This window comes from Flavitalea antarctica, assembly GCF_054461535.1.
In genome coordinates this window covers 1-18,536 of sequence record NZ_JBTLQG010000032.1, presented here as the reverse complement: position 1 = coordinate 18,536, position 18,536 = coordinate 1, and the positions used below count along the sequence as shown (strand labels likewise).

Sequence of the window (18,536 nt, the reverse complement as noted above, 5' to 3'; positions counted from 1 at the left end):
AAAGACCTGATTAATTGCGGTAGAAAACCCGACTTAATAAATTATGCGGAGATAGCAAGTGGACCTTGTTGATTGGAACAGGAAGGCCATAACTGAGATAAAGCTATGACGACACTCATAAGTGTCGCGCGGACATTATTTGCATCAACCATTTCAACGTTATACCGTTGAAATTGCCATCACCGGGATCCGGGATTCATTGAACAAACTTCCGTTGAAAAGTTTATTGACAAAACCAGGAAGCCTGGATTCAGAACCGGAATTTACCACGATAAGATCTGCGTTTATCTTCTCGGCAAACCGTAGCGTTGTGTTAGCGATGTTATGGCCACGGATCGTGTGACATTCAATGGTAAGATTTGTGTTGTCTCTTAACAACTGGTATGCCCTTGAGAGGTATTGATTGCTATCTTCGCTCGTTTCGTTTTTATCATCTGCAATGGAAACCAAATGAATCCTGGAATTGTATTTCCTTGCCAGGTAGCTTGCAAACATCATCTTCCTGACTGGTAACATACTGCAGACCGGAAGCACGATATTCATCCACCGGTCATCAGAATTATCTTTCCGTACCGTGAGCACAGGACAATCAATCCGGTTCGTTATTTCACTAATATTATATCTCCCATTTACCAGGCCCCTTAACATGCCGGTTGCTCTACCCAAAATTACCAGGTCTATATGGTGGGTAAGTGCATAATCTACTATCCCGCGACTCCTGTTGCCCTTCCTGAAACAAGACTGGAAAGAAAGGCCAGGATGCAGCTGGTAAGTAACCCGGTTCTGTAATTGGTAAAGCCTTGTTTGAGCATCTATGGAGCTCCCTGTTATACCTTTTACAAAATGCCTGGATTTCTTTACCCCCGGGTTCGCGCGAGCAAATACCAGGTGTATGTTACATTTAAAATGATTCGCGATATCGATCGCCTTTTCAATAGCCAATTCCGTTGCATCTGAAAAATCAACCGGCACCAGAATATTATTGAATAACTTATTCATACCATTGAATTGTTAAATTCCTGAATTAACGGACGCGCACAAATCCGTTGTCACTTCTATGAATCATTGCCGGGATTAATGAACACGAATCATGCCTATATTGCACTGAAAGGATTAATTTATCTTAATGCGGGCAGGCAGATCACCGGCAGGTTTTTTCTATGTTTCGGAGCTGCGGAGACTTGGGAGGATAATAGTAAATACTGTACCTGTGATCAGGTCTGACTGCACATCGATACGGCCCTTATGTAAACTAATGATGCGTTTTGCAAGGGCAAGACCGAGTCCAAATCCTTTCGCCTGTCCTATATTACCGGATCGGTAGAACGGTTGAAAAATATTTTCAATCTCTTCTTCCGCTATAACATCGCCCTCATTTTTTACTTCAATAACAACTTTGTTATCCGGGAAACTGAGATTTACAACAGAGACGTGGTCAGGAGAATATTTGCATCCGTTTTCAACCACATTTTTTATTGCAGAATACAGCAGGTCGTTCGATCCGAAAACCATGAATGCTTTTTCATCCTCGGGAAAATCGCCGAAGTTGAGGTCAACATTATATTCGTGGCTGATCTTCTGAACATCTGCAGTCACTTTGAGCAAGACTTCATCTATACGTACTTCAATCAATTCTATGCTGCCCTGAGAACCGGTCTTTGCAATTTCAAGCAAGCTTTTGGTCAGCTGTTGCATCTGCCGTACATCCTCATGAATCGACTGCATGACCTGTTTATATTCGTCAACCGACCGGTCCCTGTGAAGCGTAACTTCCAGTTGACTTAATATGGAAGTCAGCGGGGTAGAAAGCTCATGAGATGCATTTGATATAAATCTCCGTTGAATCAGGAACGACTCCTGGAGCCGGTTGAGCAGTTCGTTAAAAGTATTGGCTAGCTGGTTAAGTTCATCCTGAGAACTCCCGGCATGAATGCGATGCGATATATTTTGTGAGCTGATCTCGTTTACTTCATGAATTATCTGTGAAATTGGTCGGACCAGTTGCTGGGAGAACACATAGCCAACAATGAGCGTTAATAGTACACCAGCTGCAAGACTTCCCACCAACATATTCTGGAGCTTTCGTAGCCTGGTCCAGCCGTCTTCGTCGAACCCACCGACAACGATAACTACCTTTCTGGGTCCGTCTTCATAATTAAACGCAACGGCTTCTTTTTCACCATCGCTGAAATAAAAACGCTTCAGTGCCCTGGCCCCATCCAAAATTTCCGGAGTAGCATGAACGGTATCAGCACCCCGGGCATTGAATTGATAAATCGGAACGTTCTGCTGATTGTAGATGGTGACAGACTTCTGCGGGATAGTTGTCGAACTGGAGTCGAACCTTGCCAGGGCTGCAAGATTAGTATCACCAACAATTGTGTAGATCTGGGTATTGATATTGGCCCTTGCCGTAATTCGGTTCTTAAATGTTTCCCTTCTTTCCAGCTTCGAAAAATAATAAACCGACATACTTAAAAGCAACAGCAGGGCCGTCACCACTAAAGCAAAAATTGCGGTTATTTTGACTTTGATTTTCACTCAGGGATTTTCTTTTAGAATATATCCCATACCAACCTGTGTATGTATCAGTTTGTTTTCGAAATCTTTATCAAGCTTCTTTCTCAGAAAATTCACATACACATCGATCACGTTCGTTTTCGTATCAAAATCGATGTCCCATACATTGAGCGCGATATCCGCACGGGACACAACACGATTTTTATTGCGGACCAGGTATTCAAGCAACTGGAATTCCTTGGCTGTCAATGATATTAAGGAACCGTGCCGGGTAACCTCCTTATTATCCAGGTTCATCGTCAGATCTGCAATAGTCAAAATATTCCCGGTAGGGGGACCCTGGTATAAACGTTTCAGCAAAGCACGGATACGTACCAGGAGCTCCTTGAAATCAAAAGGTTTAACGATATAATCATCGGCCCCGGCATCGAAGCCCTCCACCTTGTCATCAACAGCACTCAGCGCCGTTAACATTACGACGGGTATACGTTCATTTATTTTTCTTATCGCCTTGCAGACTTCATAGCCATTCAACCCGGGTATATTGATATCGAGGATGACCAGGTCAAAGTTATAGGTCTCAAACAATTTCAAACCTTGCAAACCGTCGAACGCGAGTTCTACCTGGTACTGTTGTTCTGTCAATCCCTTCTTTAATGTTTCAGCAATCTTCTTCTCATCTTCTACCAGTAATATTTTTATCTCTTCCATAGCGTTAAAATAGAGAAATAATGTTGAGGCTAATTAACGCTCTTCTCAAATCATGATTAAAAACGAATTAAAAAATACTTCTATAAATACCTAATTCAAGACCCCTGATCTCTGCGAGGCCCCTTAATCTTCCGATAGCGCTGTAACCAGGATTTGTTTTCTTTTTCAGATCATCAAGCATCTGGTGACCATGATCAGGACGAACAGGTATTTGTTGTTTACGGCTATTCATTACCATCAGCAGTTCCTTGATCACTTCATACATATCCACATCACCGGTCAGATGATCGGCCTCATAAAAATCGCCCCATTCATTGCGAAGTGTGCTTCGGAGGTGAACGAAATGAATGCGGTCGCCAAATCTCCGGACGATGCCCGGGAGATCATTGTCGGCTCTCACCCCGAAGGATCCTGTACAGAAACAAAGCCCGTTGGCCGGTGAAGGCACCGCATCAAAAAGCGCTTCGACGTGATCCGCGGTGCTCAGGATTCGCGGGAGCCCGAGAATGGGGAACGGTGGGTCATCGGGATGGATGACCAGCTTGATCCCTGCCTCTTCGGCGACCGGTACTATTTCCCTGAGAAACAAGAAAAGGTTTTCCTGGAGTTTGTCAGCATCGATGCCATCATACTTATCGAGCGCCTCCTGGAACCTTGCGAGTGTAAAACTTTCTTCACTACCTGGCAACCCGGCGATAATATTCCGCTGAAGTAATAATTTTTCATCATCGGTCATGGACTCGAAACGTTCCCTTGCTCTTGAGATCTCCGCGGCAGAATAGTCGTTTTCAGCACCCGCTCTCTGCAACATAAAAAGATCGAAGGCAACAAATGCGGCTTTTTCGAATCTCAGGGCCTTGCTTCCATCTTCGCAGGCAAATGCAAGATCGGTCCGGGTCCAGTCGAGCACCGGCATAAAGTTATACGTAACAATATTCACCCCGCTGGCGGAAAGATTTTTTAACGACTGGCGATAGTTTTCAATATACAGTTCAAACTTTCCCTGCCGGGTCTTTATGTCTTCATGTACCGGGACACTTTCGACCACCGACCAAACCAGGCCGGCTGCTTCAATTTCGCGTTTACGTTTATTGATCTCTTCCTTCGACCATACTTCACCGTTGGGAACATGATGTAGTGCTGTAACTATACCGGAACATCCTGCCTGCCTGATGTCTGCCAGGCTCACCGGATCATTGGGGCCGAACCATCGCATTGTTTGCTGAAAAGTGAATTTTGCCAAAATCGCTGTTTTGAATGTTATATCAGAGAACGTTACCACTGGCGCTTCTAATAAGCTGCGTTGAAATCCTGCTTAATCACCACGTCGGTCATCTTCTTTTTTTGAACCTCTACCGGGTAGATATTGTTAAACTGATCATAGATGTTTGCATAATAAAGCGCTTCGGCTTTGGTAAAAAGGGAATATTTACCTGGTGGCAGTTTAACCTTGAAAAATCCTTTTTCATCAGTAGAAACTTCTTTGATCAATTTGGATTTGATTGATTTGTAAAACCCTGGTCTGTCCGCAGCAACTACCTGTGCCGGTGAGGTCAGCTCGTAGATATATACAGAGGTTTTTATGCCTTTCGGAGGAGCCCGTTTTTCATCAGGGGAAGGCATCTGGTTCCCTTTAATCTCGTAAACATAACCCTGGATCCCGCACCTTTTTCCGAAAATCCCGTATATGAAGGAAGAGCATAAGCAGAGGACCATAAAAGCGGCTGAAATCCGGATTAATACATGCTTCATCTACGAGTTTCTATTTGGCGCTGAAGTTATCAAAAAAGATGGTTGTAATCCCAAAAAGTGTAATTTTAAAACAAAGACAACTACTACTTATGAGCAGAATCTTGACCCTGGGACTTATCCTGGTTTCTGTTGTGTCTACCCATGTAAACGCCCAAACCAAAACAAACCGTTCCATCCTTGAAAAAGCCAGTACTGAAACGGCTTTGCAGGAACAAAAAGACTATCTCCGTTTAAAAACCATTGCTGCTCAGAAATCATGGCCGATGCTTACCAAAGGCAAAAAAGGCAGTGTGGCCAGGCTGGTTGGCATCGACCCCGCCGGGAACCCGTTATATATCACAACCCTCGACAACCTCGACGGCGCTGCAACAATAAGAACAAATCTGCTTTGGCCCGGAGCCAGTACAGGCCTTAACCTGAGCGGTTCTTCCGCAAATATGCGTGGCAAACTTGCCATCTGGGATGGGGGCCGGATTCTCAACACACATGTCGAACTTACCGGTAAGATAACCCAGAAAGATAATCCTGCCTCACTCGAAGATCATTCCACCCACGTGGCCGGGATTATGGTCAATTCCGGGGTAAATCCGAATGCAAAAGGCATGGCTTTTGGCGCGCAGCAACTGATCGCTTATGATTTCTCTAATCACATGTCTGAAATTCTTGCTGAGGCTCCGAACCTCCTCGTCTCAAACCATTCGTATGGAACCATTTCCGGCTGGTATTATAATGACAGTGAGAGCCGCTGGGAGTTCCGCGGAGAAGCGGGTGCCAATGAAGATTACAAATTCGGATATTATGATAATGATGCGCGCATGTGGGATTCAGTCGCCTACAATGCTCCCTATTACCTGATCGTAAAAGCGGCCGGAAATAACCGCGATCTGAATGGCCCTGACGAGGGTGCCAAGTATTTCCGCTATAATACAGCCAATTCACTAATTGATGCGGGGCCCCGCCCGGCGGGAATCAGCAACAATGATGGATATGACATTCTTCCGACTTATTCGGTCGCAAAAAATGTGCTCACTGTCGGTGCCGTAAACCCCATCTCAGGCGGGTATCTGCAGTCATCCGATGTAGAACTTTCGACTTTTACCAGCTTCGGCCCAACCGATGACGGACGCATCAAACCCGACGTGGTAACTGATGGTATCAACCTGTTGTCCGGATTGGCCAGTGATAATAACGCCTATGCTTACCTGAGCGGTACATCGATGTCAACACCCGTAGCCAGTGGATCATTGTTCCTATTGCAGGAGTATTATTCAAAAATCCATGCCGGGACATTTATGCGTTCTGCCACCTTAAAGGGACTGGTAATTCACACAGCTGATGAGTCCGGCCCCGCTCCCGGCCCGGATTATAAACATGGCTGGGGACTGGTGAATATGGAAAAGGCCGCAGCGGTCATTACATCAAATAATTCGGATCAGCTCATCAGGGAGGAAACGCTTAACAACGGAGCTACCTTTTCCCTGCCTGTTATTGCTTCAGGTAAAGGTACCCTGATTGCAACCATATCCTGGACCGATCCAAGGGGTACCGTAAATACTTCGAACAGACTTAACAACCCGGAGCGAAAACTCATTAATGATCTTGATATAAAAATTACAAGCGGGGGGACCACTTTTCTTCCTTATATATTGGATCCTAATAACCGCGATGCCCCCGCTACAAACGGCGATAATATCCTGGACAATGTGGAGAAAATCGTTATTCCGGGTGCGGTTCCCGGCCGGGCTTATACTATTACAGTAACCCACAAGGGTACACTGGAAAGAGGGGCCCAGGCCTATTCACTGCTGGTGAGCGGGGTTGGAGGCCAGGCCTATTGCAGCTCTACTGCCTCAGCTTCCGGCAGCACCAGGATAGAAAGCGTTCAGATCGGCTCGGTTACAAACGCCGGCCCCGCCACCTGTGAAGGATATAACAGTCTTACAGGAACCACGTTTTCCCTTCAATCCGGCCAGACTTACCCCATTTCCATCAAAATACACAGCTGTAATGGCAGTACTGCCAATCGAATCGTAAAAGTATTTATTGATCTCAATAACAATGGAGCTTTTGAAGCTGGTGAAATGCTGGCACAAAGCGGTGTACTGGCTGGCAACGCAACGTTTAACGGAAGTATTACCACCCCGGCCAATATCCCCGTTGGTAACAATAGTATCCTGCGTATTGTGGCGGTGGAAACTGCAAACCCGGCCGATGCTGCGGCTTGTGGTACTTATGCTGCCGGGCAAACCATAGATCTTCGCACGCAGGTTGCTGCGCCCTCAAGAAATGTTGGGATCACCAGTATCATTAATCCTTCAGGCAATGTCTGTGCACTCGATTCTCAAATGGTTAGTGTGGTGTTGAAAAACTTTGGGGACTTAGCTCAATCAAATATCCCGGTTACTGCTACAGTGAAAAACGGCCCGACCACGATTGCGGTCTTCAATACAGTTTACCCCCTCACCCTGGCTCCTTTTTCAGAAGGCGTCTTTACGTTCCAGGCATACTTCAACGCTATTGCAGGAGCAACTTACACTATCACTGCCAGCACAAACCTGGTTGGTGACCAGGTAACTTCCAATGATGCCTTGACCAGCAATGCAGTGGTGGCATTGCCGGGGGCCGCTCCAACGGGAAGTGCAGAACAATGCGGGACGAACCAGGTGGTGCTTACCCGCACGGGCACTCTGACTTCAGACAAAGCATACTGGTACACTACGGCGACCGGTGGCACACCGATAGCAAGTGGCGACAATGCTTCGACTTCTGTGATACCTGCAAACAGAACTTATTATATTGGACTGAACGATGTAAAAACCAAGATAGGCCCACCGAACAAAATGGTTTATCCGTCAGGCGGGTACAATTCGTTTGGCAGCGATCCGAATTTCATAGGCAACTTTGTAAGATTTACTACTACCGGACCAATGATAATAGAAAGCGCACGGCTGTACATTGGCAATCCGGGTAAAATCAAATTTTCGGTAATTGAGATAGAAAGTGAGACTGCAACCAATATCTCTTATTTCAATATTTCGGAGACCACTATTGATGTTTTTGCTACCACTCCTACCCCGGCCCCCGGTGAGGTTGCGGGGAATAACCCACTCGATACAGGTGCCGTTTTTGCGCTGAACCTGCCTATTCCGGAAGCATCAACGAAGTATGCCATTATGATAAGATGCCTTGATGGCGCCACCATTTTCCGGAATAACAACATACCGGTTGCTTCCAGTCCTTATCCGTTGACTATCCCCGAAACTTTTTCCATCACCGGTAATAACGTAACCGCTCCAAACGACTTCAGGAACTTTTATTATTTCTTCTATGATATGAAGATTGCCCTGTTGAACTGTCCGACAGCAAGAAGAGCTGTGGTTGCGCAGACCGTATCCCTGCCGGTTATCTCGTTGAATGGCGGCACACTTACCAGTTCGGCTCTCACTGGAAACCAATGGTTCCGAGACGGCGCTGAAATACCCGGAGCCACCGGCCGCACTTACAACCCGACTATTTCCGGAGTTTATAAAGCTGTGGTGAGCGGAGCCTCTGGCTGCCTTTTATCTTCCAACGAAATAAATTTTGTCTCAACAGCGGTTATAGATATTTCAGATAACGAGATCAAACTCTCCGTAGCGCCAAATCCGAATGATGGCTTGTTCACCTTGCAGTTTGAATTTAAAACCAAAGAAAATCTTGAAATAACGATGGTCAACGCAACGGGGCAAACCGTGTACCGGAACGCAACGCCTGGCTTTATCGGAAGATTTACCAAACAGATTGGACTGAAAGGCCTGCCTTCAGGATTGTACCTGATCAAGATCAGGCACGGTAAGGAAGTCTATGTTAAGAAAATTATGGTCGCGATTTAATGATCTTGCGACATAAAGGCCATGAGAGTTAAGAGTGATGAGTTAAGAGTTATGAGTCAGTTAAGAGTTATGTGATTAACTTAACTCTTAACTCATCACTCTTAACTCATCACTCCTTAAATGCTCATTGCATAAACAATAATGTTTACGGCGAACTTTGTGTTGTCTTCAGCTAAAAATCTTTTGTTGCGGAAATCGTAATCCCATTCGCAGCCATAATCTTTATTGCTATAAAGCACGCCAATACGTCCATTGATCTCGACGGCTTTCAGGTAATCATGTACGAGGTCATCGCCCCATCCATTCAATTCAAAGGAGGTATTGGGGGGACCTTTTTCGAATGCAAAAAATGAATTGTAGATTTTATGGTTATTCGGAATCTTCTTTAATGAACCCGCACCAAACAAGCTGCTCATCTGTGTTTCAAATGACTTGGCGAACAATCCATCTATATCGTGGTTACAGTCATCCACGAACACAAAACCTCCATTCTGAACATATTTCTTAAAATTTGCAGCTTCCCTTGTATCAAACTGAACAAGCTTATGTCCGCTCAGATAGGCAAAGGGATATGCAAAGATCTCTTCACTGCTCAACTCAACAATTTTCTCATCGGTCTCCACCGGAATAGTCGTGTATTCAATCAGTGAGTTAAGAACGTTTGAAGGCATTCGCTGATCAGTATTCCAGTCGCCGGACCTGTATTGAATTCTTGCAAACGTGAACTTCGCCTGGGGCATTAATTTCGTTTATGATGAATTTCTATTATATACACTTTGCAGAACAAATATCCTTACTTCCCTGCTAATTACAACCCGACTTGTCAATTCTGTTTTTTTACATTCCGTTTTTTAGCTAATTTACTTTTTTCATCACCATTCCAACGGCTGCCTCCTGTAATTGAACCATATGATTACCATCATATCAATGGCCGGTTGAAAAATTTGCCAGGGCTTTATTAAAATCTCATTAATACATAGAATTTTGGAAGTAACGGAAAAAACAGTTGACGAATTGATCGGGAAGTTATCCCTGTTGAAAAAAGAAATTCAGAAAGTGATCGTTGGCCAGGATCATATCCTTGAAGAGATAATCGTTGCTTTGCTTGCAGGTGGGCACTGTTTACTTGAGGGGGTACCGGGACTCGCAAAAACGCTGATGGTACGTACTCTTTCCCAGGCGCTGCACCTTACTTTCAGAAGGATACAATTTACCCCGGACTTAATGCCAACAGATATCCTGGGAACGGAGATCCTGGAGGAAGATCATAGCACCGGCAAACGGTTTTTTAAGTTTAACCAGGGCCCGTTATTTGCAAACATTGTGCTGGCAGATGAAATAAACCGTACACCACCGAAAACACAGTCTGCCCTGCTGGAAGCGATGCAGGAGTTTGAAGTAACGTACGGTGGTAAAACCTATCCGCTCGACCGGCCGTTTTTTATCCTGGCAACGCAAAACCCAATAGAACAGGCAGGTACTTACCCGTTACCGGAGGCGCAGCTTGACCGGTTTCTGCTTTACATTCAAATCGGTTATCCATCAGAGTTAGAAGAAACTGCAATTCTTACAAACACAACAGGGAATAAAAAGGCAACCGTTAACCCCGTCGTAAATGGTGAGGAAATCAAAGAACTCCAGGGATTAGTAAGAGAAGTAAGTATCAGCGAAGAACTGATCACTTATGTGAGCAATATCATCCGTTCAACGCGACCGGCAACCAGCGAGGTTCCATTTGTAAAGGAATGGGTCAGATGGGGTGCGGGGCCACGCGCGGGCCAGGCACTTATATTAACTGCAAAAGCAAGGGCCCTTCTGAAAGGGAGATATGCAGTCGTAAAAGAAGATATACATGCAATGGCTTATCCCGTGTTAAGACACCGGATATTGATGAATTTTAAGGCAGACGCAGAAAATGTGACTCCTGATATGGTAACAAAGAAAGTGATGAATGGTGAGTTATGAGTTATGAGTGAGTGATGAGTGAGATAATTAAGAGGTTCGGTGGATTAAAAAAGAAGAAGAATGAGTCGATTACTGGATCCGAAGGTTTTACTGGCAATAAAGGATCTTTCGCTGGCCGCGAAAACTACTGTAGATGGTTTTATGGCGGGCATACATAAGAGCAATGTAAAGGGTACGGGTATGGAATTCAGTCAATACCGCAGCTATCAGCCGGGTGATGATCTGCGCTCGCTGGATTGGAAAATGTATGCAAGGTCCGATCGGTATTATATCAGGGAATCGGAAACGGAAACCAGTGTATCAGTACGATTTGTAATAGATGCCAGTGGGTCAATGGAACATAAGGATGGCGAATTTACCAAGATGGACTATGGCCGTTACCTTGCAGCCTGCCTGGCTTACCTGGCAAACAGCCAGGGAGATTCGATTGGGCTATACGTGTTTCGTGATGGGGATCTCTTTTCGTTGCCCTGCCGGAAGGATCACCAGCACCTTTCCAGGTATTTTTACCAACTTGAAAATATCAGACCTTCGGGTAAGTTTACTGAGCCCATCAACTATAAAGACATATTTGCGGGTACCCATAAACGTGAGTTGCTCATCTTCATTACTGATTTCTATGAGGAAAACAGGGAAATCAGTGAGCTGCTCACTTCATTTGTAGCGTTGAGACATGAGATCATGATATTTCACCTGATGGGAAGGAATGAACTCGAGTTCAATTTCAAAGGTTACCAGGCGGTGGAGGATCTTGAGACGGGCAAGGTTGTTGCGATCAATGCACAGGCTGACAGAGATCTTTATAAAACACAACTTCAAACCTTTATCGAAGAAAAGAAAGCATTCTCACTGAATAAAAATATTTTTTACCGCTTAACGGCACTCGACGAGCCGGTTGACAAAGCACTGCGTGATTTTATTAATCAGCGCAATAAACTGAAGGCATAGTTGTTACAGTTTTTGAATCCCATATGGTTAGCAGCAGGTGCTGGTATTATTATACCAGTGATTATTCATCTATGGAACATACGGAAGGGGAAAGTGCTGAGAATAGGTTCTACACTGCTGATGACGGATGCCACACAACAAACTTCATCCAGCCTCCGGCCCACTCAATGGTTATTGTTATTACTTAGGTGCCTGATGATCCTGGCATTAGCCATGTTAATGGCCGGCCCCGAATGGCAGATCATGAAACAAAAAGAGAAAAACGGCTGGGTGCTTGTCGATAAAAAAGATTTTTCATTTGTATACAACCACTTCAGGACGCCCATCGACTCATTATTAAACCAGGGCTTTGAACTACATGCTGCCGACGAAACGCTTGAAAGAATAAATATCAGTGACAGCTCCAGATTTATAGCAGACTCAACAACATTGCCAAGGCCGGCATTATCTTATTGGTCCATACTCAGCCGGGCCGACAAATTGTTACCGGCAGCTTACCCTGTGTATTTTTTCAGCAATGATAAACTCAGCGATGTCACGGGAAATATGGTTGGCAGGCGACCCGTGGTTTCCGTCGATCTCCGGTGGCAGATGGTTCAAAAGGATACTGTTTACCCATCACTTCCGGTCATAACCCGGCAGCTAAATAATGGTGCATACGAGTTGAGTGCTCTTCAACCGGGAGACAACGGGAGTTTTTTTGTAAAAACAGTTACTTCAGGTACGCCGGACAAATCCGAACAGGTGGATACTTCCACTTTAAGGGTTTCAGTTTATCATAACAAATTTGCAGAAGATGTACGATACCTGCAGGCCGCAATAAAGGCTATCTCCGCATTCGGGAGCTACAAATTGGTCCTTACATCGGTTGATAAGATCGAAGATATACCTGCTTCACAACACTGGCTATTCTGGCTCTCAAAAGATCCGCCCCCGGCAAATGTAACTGCTGAAAATCTGTTCCTTTACCAACCGGGAACCCCTGTTCTATCGCGCAGCTGGCTGACCACAGAAAATGGTGGCGTTCTGCCGGGAGCTATTGCTATTTTTCAGCGCGTAGCTGCAGCTGACAAAGAACAAAGATTAATATGGAAGGATGGCTTTGGAAGTCCGCTATTGACCCTGGAAGAGAGCAATGAGAATCTTTCGGACCTAACAACAAATGAAAGGAACAAGGCTCAACGCATTTACCGTTTTTATACGCGCTTCCATCCAGCATGGTCCGATCTAAGTTGGAATCCTGAATTTCCGAAGCTGCTTTTCCCGCTGATCGTGAATGACCCGGTTAAACAGCTTGTCCCAAACCATGATCAGAATATCACTGAACCAGCCAATGTTATTCCTACGGTAACCAGGCAAACTTATAAGGAAAACAAATCAGCTGTTGAGGTGTTGGATCTCAGCTACACTTTCTGGCTGGTAGCATTCCTGTTATTTGCAGCAGAACGTATCATTTCATTTAACCGCAGAAATACGAAACAAATCAATGAGGTAACGAACAAATAATGCAGGAACCGATTAACCGCAGAATACGAAACAAATCAAAGAGGTAACGAACAAATAATGCAGGAACCGATTAACCGCAGAAATACGAAACAAATCAATGAGGTAACGAACAAACAATGCAGGAATCGATCAACCGCAGAATACGAAACAAATCAATGAGGTAATGAACAAATAATGCAGGAACCGAAACCAAATATCATATCGTCTGAAATGGCATCGCATACAACAATGACCGGTGGTCATCATGCTATGAATCGGAATGAACATATATCGGGATTTCAGAAGTCATGGCGCAAGTATGAGCTATTGGCCATGGGAGTAATTGCATTGGCTATTTCTTTGCCCTTGTCGGCCTTCCTGTATACTTTTTTTAATATCAGTATCTGGTGGGTAATCCCGATGTCGATACTCATATTTACCGTTAGCTTATCCGTTTTTCAGCGTTGGAAAGTCAGGGACAAAGACGCGGCAAGATTGCTCAACCATAATTATCCGGAACTCGAGGAAAGCACAGGGCTGTTACTAAAGCCAGCGCATCAACTTGGGTTACTTGAAAAACTACAGGTGAGGAAACTGGCGGCAGCGCTGACCGGTATAGCATCAGCTGATCGAAAATTCCGGAACAATAATCCCGGATTTGCGAGAACAAAAAAAGCTATTCTCATTTTTGGTATCAGTGTTCTGCTGGCCGGATCGGTTTATGTTATTGGTGCGCAGCGAGGCTACGGCGACCAACAAACAGATAGTCGGCAAAGAGCAGGTGTTGATCAGACACCAGAGAAAATTTTGCCATCAGTAAGTAGTATCAATCTTACCATTGATCCACCTGCCTATACTGGTGTAGCAACCCGCAGACAACAACGGTTAAATGTAAGGGCCGAGCAGGGTTCAAGACTCACCTGGGAGCTTAACACAAAAGGCAATCCTTCTTCTGTACAGCTGATATTTAATGACAGTACCACGCTCGACCTCGAATCGTTGAATAAAACACCCGGTGCCTGGGCCACAGAACGGCTGATATCCTCCAATGGCTTTTACCAGGTTAAGATCGATAATGAGCTTTCAGAATTTTATCAACTGGAGATCATACCGGATAAAGAACCTTCAATTATTGTGCAGAGACCAAGACCTGCAACAATTATTGAGTACGGGCAATCAACACTGGTACCACTAAACCTGGTACTTACTGATGATTATGGTATCGCCGGCAGCAGTATAACAGCAACTATAGCAAGTGGAAATGGAGAGGCTGTTAAATTCAAAGAACAAAAACTCGCATTTAATCAGTTTGCAGCCGGTGGAAAACAATACAGGCTGAACAAAACCTTCAATCTTTCGGGTATGGGTATGCAGCCCGGTGATGAACTTTATTTTTATGTCAGCGCGACCGACAACAACAAACAGGAAACAAGGTCTGATATATTCACCATCAAGATAGAAGACACAGCTGCTTTGATGAGCATGGATGGCATGATGAGTGGAGTTGATATTAAACCGGAATTTTTCCGCAGCCAGCGGCAAATTATCATTGAGACTGAACAGTTATTAAAGAGCAGGGATACCATCAGCAAAGAAACTTTCAATAATCGTTGTAATGATCTCGGAATAGATCAGAAATTGCTTCGGTTGAGATATGGCAAATTCCTTGGCGAGGAATCTGAGACTAAGATCGGAGAAGATGGTAATACCGGTCATGACCATGATGAAAAGCCAAAGGAAGGTGATGAACACGATGATGATCATGACGAAGAAATATCAGTGGAAGATTTTAACAATGCTGAAAAGATTATAGACAGGTACGCACACAAACATGATATAGCAGAGGATGCAACTTTTTTTGATCCACAAACAAAGAGAGATCTGAAGGCTGTGTTGGCTGAGATGTGGGAAGCCGAATTAAGATTAAGGACCTATAAACCGGCCGATGCACTTCCTTATGAATATAAGGCACTCCGCCTCCTGAAAGAATTGCAGCAAAAATCGCGGGAGTATGTCGCCAAGACCAACACCAAGACAACCCCGCTAAAACCAGAAAAAAGATTGACCGGCGAATTGGACAAGATCATCGAAAGAGTGAATACCCAGACATACCAATCTCCGCATCAAAAGGAATCAGTTCTAAGGAAAGCGATGGCCATAATAGACGAATCGACGGAACAGATACGAAATAATCAAGGTCAAACCGGTAAACAACTGACAGCACCTCCATTATCCGGATCCGAACTGGAAGTGTTGGAACAGACAGCCGGCGAATTAAGTCTTAAGGCAAGTGCAGATCCCAGATTATACCTGGCTTCGTTTGAAGCGATTCAAAGAATAATAAAAAATGAAGGTGGGTTTGCCGACTTTGTAAAAACAGGAAAAGCTTTGCAACTTATGCTCAAGCAATCCACCCGTACGCCGGCCGGCAGACAATCAGCCCCGGATACGAAACTTTCAAACGAATATTTTATCAACCTGAATAAATCTACCCGCGGTTCATGAGTTATTGGAATTACCTGGCGCCCGTTCTGAGCCTGCTGCTGGGTAGCTATCTTTTATGGGCGACCTACCGGCGGGCAAATAAAAAACAAAGGCATCTCCGGGCTTTTGTAAGCCTGGTTGCTGTTGCCGCCATGTATCTTCTTTTTCTTAACATCGCCCGGGACAAACAGACTGCAACAGATAATGCAGAAGAACTCATCATCCTGACACCAGGGTCGTCAACTGATACATTGAAGCGTTTACTTAATGTGAAACCCGGGCTGAAAATCTATACCAAAGAGCCAGAACTGGCGATGGCAAACCGCAAAGCGACATTGATACACCAGATCAATGAGATCCCAGGGTTACAAAACAACGCATATTTAAATGCGCCCGGAAGCACCGACACATCTGACCCGCGCCCGGCCATTAAAATAATTCATGTACTGGGTTATGGGCTTGAAGAAAACGAGTTGAATTTGGCTGGTAACCATGAAATCATTTTTCATCCGCCTTTCCTTACCAGGCATTTTAATTCGGTGAACTGGAACCGCCAGTTATATTCCGGCGAGAAACTAAGAGTACAGGGTTCTTTTAATAACAATAAACCGGGAGATGTTCAGATCATTCTTCAAGGCTTCAATACAACGCTTGACTCTGCAACAATACCAGGTGACCAGTTAGCCCGGTTCGAATTACAAACCATACCGAAGCAAAACGGAAGGGCAGTATACACACTGCTGGTAATGGCTGGAAAAGATACGTTGCACAAAGAAAAGGTTCCGTTCGAAACACTGCCAACCGCCCCGATAAAAATCCTGATGCTTGCTTCTTCGCCGGATTTTGAAAATAAATTTCTCAAGAACTGGTTATTCACTAACAACTATGGAGTTGCCATCAGGACGGCTGTGAGCCGCAACAAATTCAATACAGAATATCTTAACATCCGTGACATAAAAGCTGATCGTATCAGCAGGTCGATGTTGAATAATTTCGACGTGGTGATCGGCGATGCGACAGCATTGAATAAACTGTCGGCAATTGAGCTTAATAACTTAAAGACAGCTGTGCAACAGGATGGTCTCGGACTCATTATCAAAGCAGATAGCATCACACCGGCTTCCTTGTTTTTTAATGCCCCATTCCGTTATAGCCAGTCAGGTTCACTCAACAAACAACAGTTACACTTGCAGACGGCAGATACAGGTGCTGCGATGCCGGTACTCACCGCTACCCGACCCATGTTTATCAGCCAGGCGGAACATCTGAGACCGCTGATCAAAGACAGGGAAAGTCATCTTTATTCAGCTGCGGCAGTATCAGGAAAAGGCATCCTGGTGTCGACTACGATTTCAAATACTTATAATTGGGTGCTTGGCGGTGATACGCTTGCTTATCGCGGGTACTGGTCCGATCTGATCAGTGAAACTTCCCGGACAAAAAATCTACCGCAGTTATATACAGTTGCGCCGTCGATAAACGCGACGGATATGCCTGCATACATCATGATTGAATCGGCAGATTCACTGCCTTTCCGTGCCAACGTTAACCACTCGCTTGTGCCAATGAATCAACAATATCTTTTGCCGTTTCAATGGAAGGGAATATACTGGCCGCGTAAGAACGGATGGCAGGTGATACATTCAGATGATAATCAATCTTTTTACTGGTATAGCTTTGGCAAAACAGACTGGAAAGATCTGCATGCAGTAAGCAGAATAGCTGTTAACAAATTGAGGTCTTCCATGTTATCATCTTCGCAGCTCACATCGGACAGCAGCACTACGCATGGCTTTAACAGCTTTGCAAAATTATATATAATTATAATGTTTCTGATCTGCTGTACTTATATCTGGATAGAAGAAAAATTTCACAATAGCAGATAGTAGTTAATAAAATTTGCATAGATTGCTGTTCTGTAATTAATGATACTATTAATCATCGTACAGCCAGGAGAGAAAGGTTTTCAGGATTAATGCGGCGCCTGTCCACATTAATTTAAAATTAAAATTGAACCCCGAAGCACTGGTCGCTTTATTAATGATATCTCCATTCACTAACTAATAAGAGGAAATAACTTGAAAAGAAAAGACTTTCTTCACCTGTCTGCCTTGAGCATGGGTGCAATGTTTCTGCCGAAATTTTCCCTCCTTGGCAATGAAATCGATCCACTACAGGCCTTAAATGAAGGCATGGATGTTAAGATAAAAAAAGAATTTGCGGATGTTGCGCTGAATGCGGCTAAATCAAAAGGCGCTACCTACGCTGATGTCCGTATTGGTCGTTATCTCAATCAATTCGTAGCTACAAGGGAAAAGCGCGTACAGGGTGTTGCCAATACTGAATCCTTTGGTATCGGCATTCGTGTTATCGCAAATGGTTGCTGGGGATTTGCGGCAACAAATAATGTAACAAAAGATGCTATCGCAAAAGCTGCCGAGCAGGCAGTTGCTGTTGCGAAAGCCAATGCGAAGATACAGGGCGAGGCAGTGCGCCTGGCACCACAAAAAGGCTTTGGCGAAGTAAGCTGGAAAGCCCCGGTAGAAGTGAATGCGTTCTCTGTTCCAGTAAAAGAGAAAGTTGATTTGCTGCTGCAGGTCAACGATGCCGCAATGAAAAATGGTGCAAACTTTGTGAACTCGGTAATTTTTGCAGTGAACGAACAGAAGTATTTTGCTTCCACCGATGGTTCATACATAGACCAGGACATACAGCGGATCTATCCAAACTTCAACGTAACGAGGATAGACCGTGCAAGTGGAAAGTTTATGTCAAGGCGTTCGTTGAGCTCTCCAATGG

13 protein-coding genes are annotated in these 18,536 nt (G+C 44.6%); 7 read left to right on the top strand and 6 right to left on the bottom strand.

The window, feature by feature from the left end; genetic code table 11:
* Positions 1-159: 159 nt before the first annotated feature.
* The 5 genes from ACX0G7_RS21475 to ACX0G7_RS21455 all read right to left on the bottom strand — a co-directional run bounded on the left by ACX0G7_RS21475 (position 160) and on the right by ACX0G7_RS21455 (position 4,854).
* A complete protein-coding gene (locus ACX0G7_RS21475) occupies positions 160-999 on the bottom strand; it encodes a universal stress protein (protein ID WP_458925578.1) in 840 nt (279 codons plus the stop codon).
* A gap of 159 nt (positions 1,000-1,158) precedes the next feature.
* A complete protein-coding gene (locus ACX0G7_RS21470) occupies positions 1,159-2,541 on the bottom strand; it encodes a HAMP domain-containing sensor histidine kinase (protein ID WP_458925577.1) in 1,383 nt (460 codons plus the stop codon).
* On the bottom strand, positions 2,542-3,231 hold the full coding sequence (locus ACX0G7_RS21465; protein ID WP_458925576.1) for a response regulator transcription factor: 690 nt from the start codon (positions 3,229-3,231) through the stop codon (positions 2,542-2,544).
* Positions 3,232-3,298: 67 nt separating this feature from the next.
* Positions 3,299-4,474, bottom strand: coding sequence for a mannonate dehydratase (uxuA, locus tag ACX0G7_RS21460; RefSeq protein ID WP_458925575.1), 1,176 nt, complete (start codon positions 4,472-4,474; stop codon positions 3,299-3,301).
* Between the two features lie 47 nt (positions 4,475-4,521).
* On the bottom strand, positions 4,522-4,854 hold the full coding sequence (locus ACX0G7_RS21455; protein WP_458925574.1) for a hypothetical protein: 333 nt from the start codon (positions 4,852-4,854) through the stop codon (positions 4,522-4,524).
* Between the two features lie 218 nt (positions 4,855-5,072).
* On the opposite strand from ACX0G7_RS21455, the gene ACX0G7_RS21450 reads away from it, so the two are divergent.
* Positions 5,073-8,855, top strand: coding sequence for a S8 family serine peptidase (locus ACX0G7_RS21450; RefSeq protein ID WP_458925573.1), 3,783 nt, complete (start codon positions 5,073-5,075; stop codon positions 8,853-8,855).
* Between the two features lie 116 nt (positions 8,856-8,971).
* Here ACX0G7_RS21450 and ACX0G7_RS21445 read toward each other — a convergent pair whose 3' ends face one another.
* Positions 8,972-9,595 (bottom strand): DUF4159 domain-containing protein, encoded by a 624-nt coding sequence (locus ACX0G7_RS21445; RefSeq protein WP_458925572.1) that lies wholly within the window; start codon positions 9,593-9,595, stop codon positions 8,972-8,974.
* A 244-nt stretch (positions 9,596-9,839) separates the two neighbouring features.
* Here ACX0G7_RS21445 and ACX0G7_RS21440 point away from each other — a divergent pair, with 244 nt between their 5' ends.
* The 6 genes from ACX0G7_RS21440 to ACX0G7_RS21415 all read left to right on the top strand — a co-directional run.
* Positions 9,840-10,820 carry an AAA family ATPase gene (locus ACX0G7_RS21440; RefSeq protein ID WP_458925571.1) on the top strand — a complete coding sequence of 327 codons (981 nt, stop codon included), beginning with the start codon at positions 9,840-9,842 and terminating at the stop codon, positions 10,818-10,820.
* Positions 10,821-10,880: 60 nt separating this feature from the next.
* Positions 10,881-11,768, top strand: coding sequence for a DUF58 domain-containing protein (locus ACX0G7_RS21435; RefSeq protein ID WP_458925570.1), 888 nt, complete (start codon positions 10,881-10,883; stop codon positions 11,766-11,768).
* A complete protein-coding gene (locus tag ACX0G7_RS21430) occupies positions 11,769-13,274 on the top strand; it encodes a BatA domain-containing protein (RefSeq protein ID WP_458925569.1) in 1,506 nt (501 codons plus the stop codon). It abuts the gene before it with no gap.
* A 174-nt stretch (positions 13,275-13,448) separates the two neighbouring features.
* Positions 13,449-15,758 carry a DUF4175 family protein gene (locus ACX0G7_RS21425; protein WP_458925568.1) on the top strand — a complete coding sequence of 770 codons (2,310 nt, stop codon included), beginning with the start codon at positions 13,449-13,451 and terminating at the stop codon, positions 15,756-15,758.
* Positions 15,755-17,623, top strand: a complete 1,869-nt coding sequence (locus ACX0G7_RS21420) for a hypothetical protein (RefSeq protein WP_458925567.1) — start codon at positions 15,755-15,757, stop codon at positions 17,621-17,623. Before ACX0G7_RS21425 ends, ACX0G7_RS21420 begins: the two co-directional genes overlap by 4 nt.
* Before the next feature lie 192 nt (positions 17,624-17,815).
* A partial coding sequence (locus ACX0G7_RS21415; RefSeq protein WP_458925566.1) for a PmbA/TldA family metallopeptidase occupies positions 17,816-18,536 on the top strand: 721 nt, incomplete at its 3' end.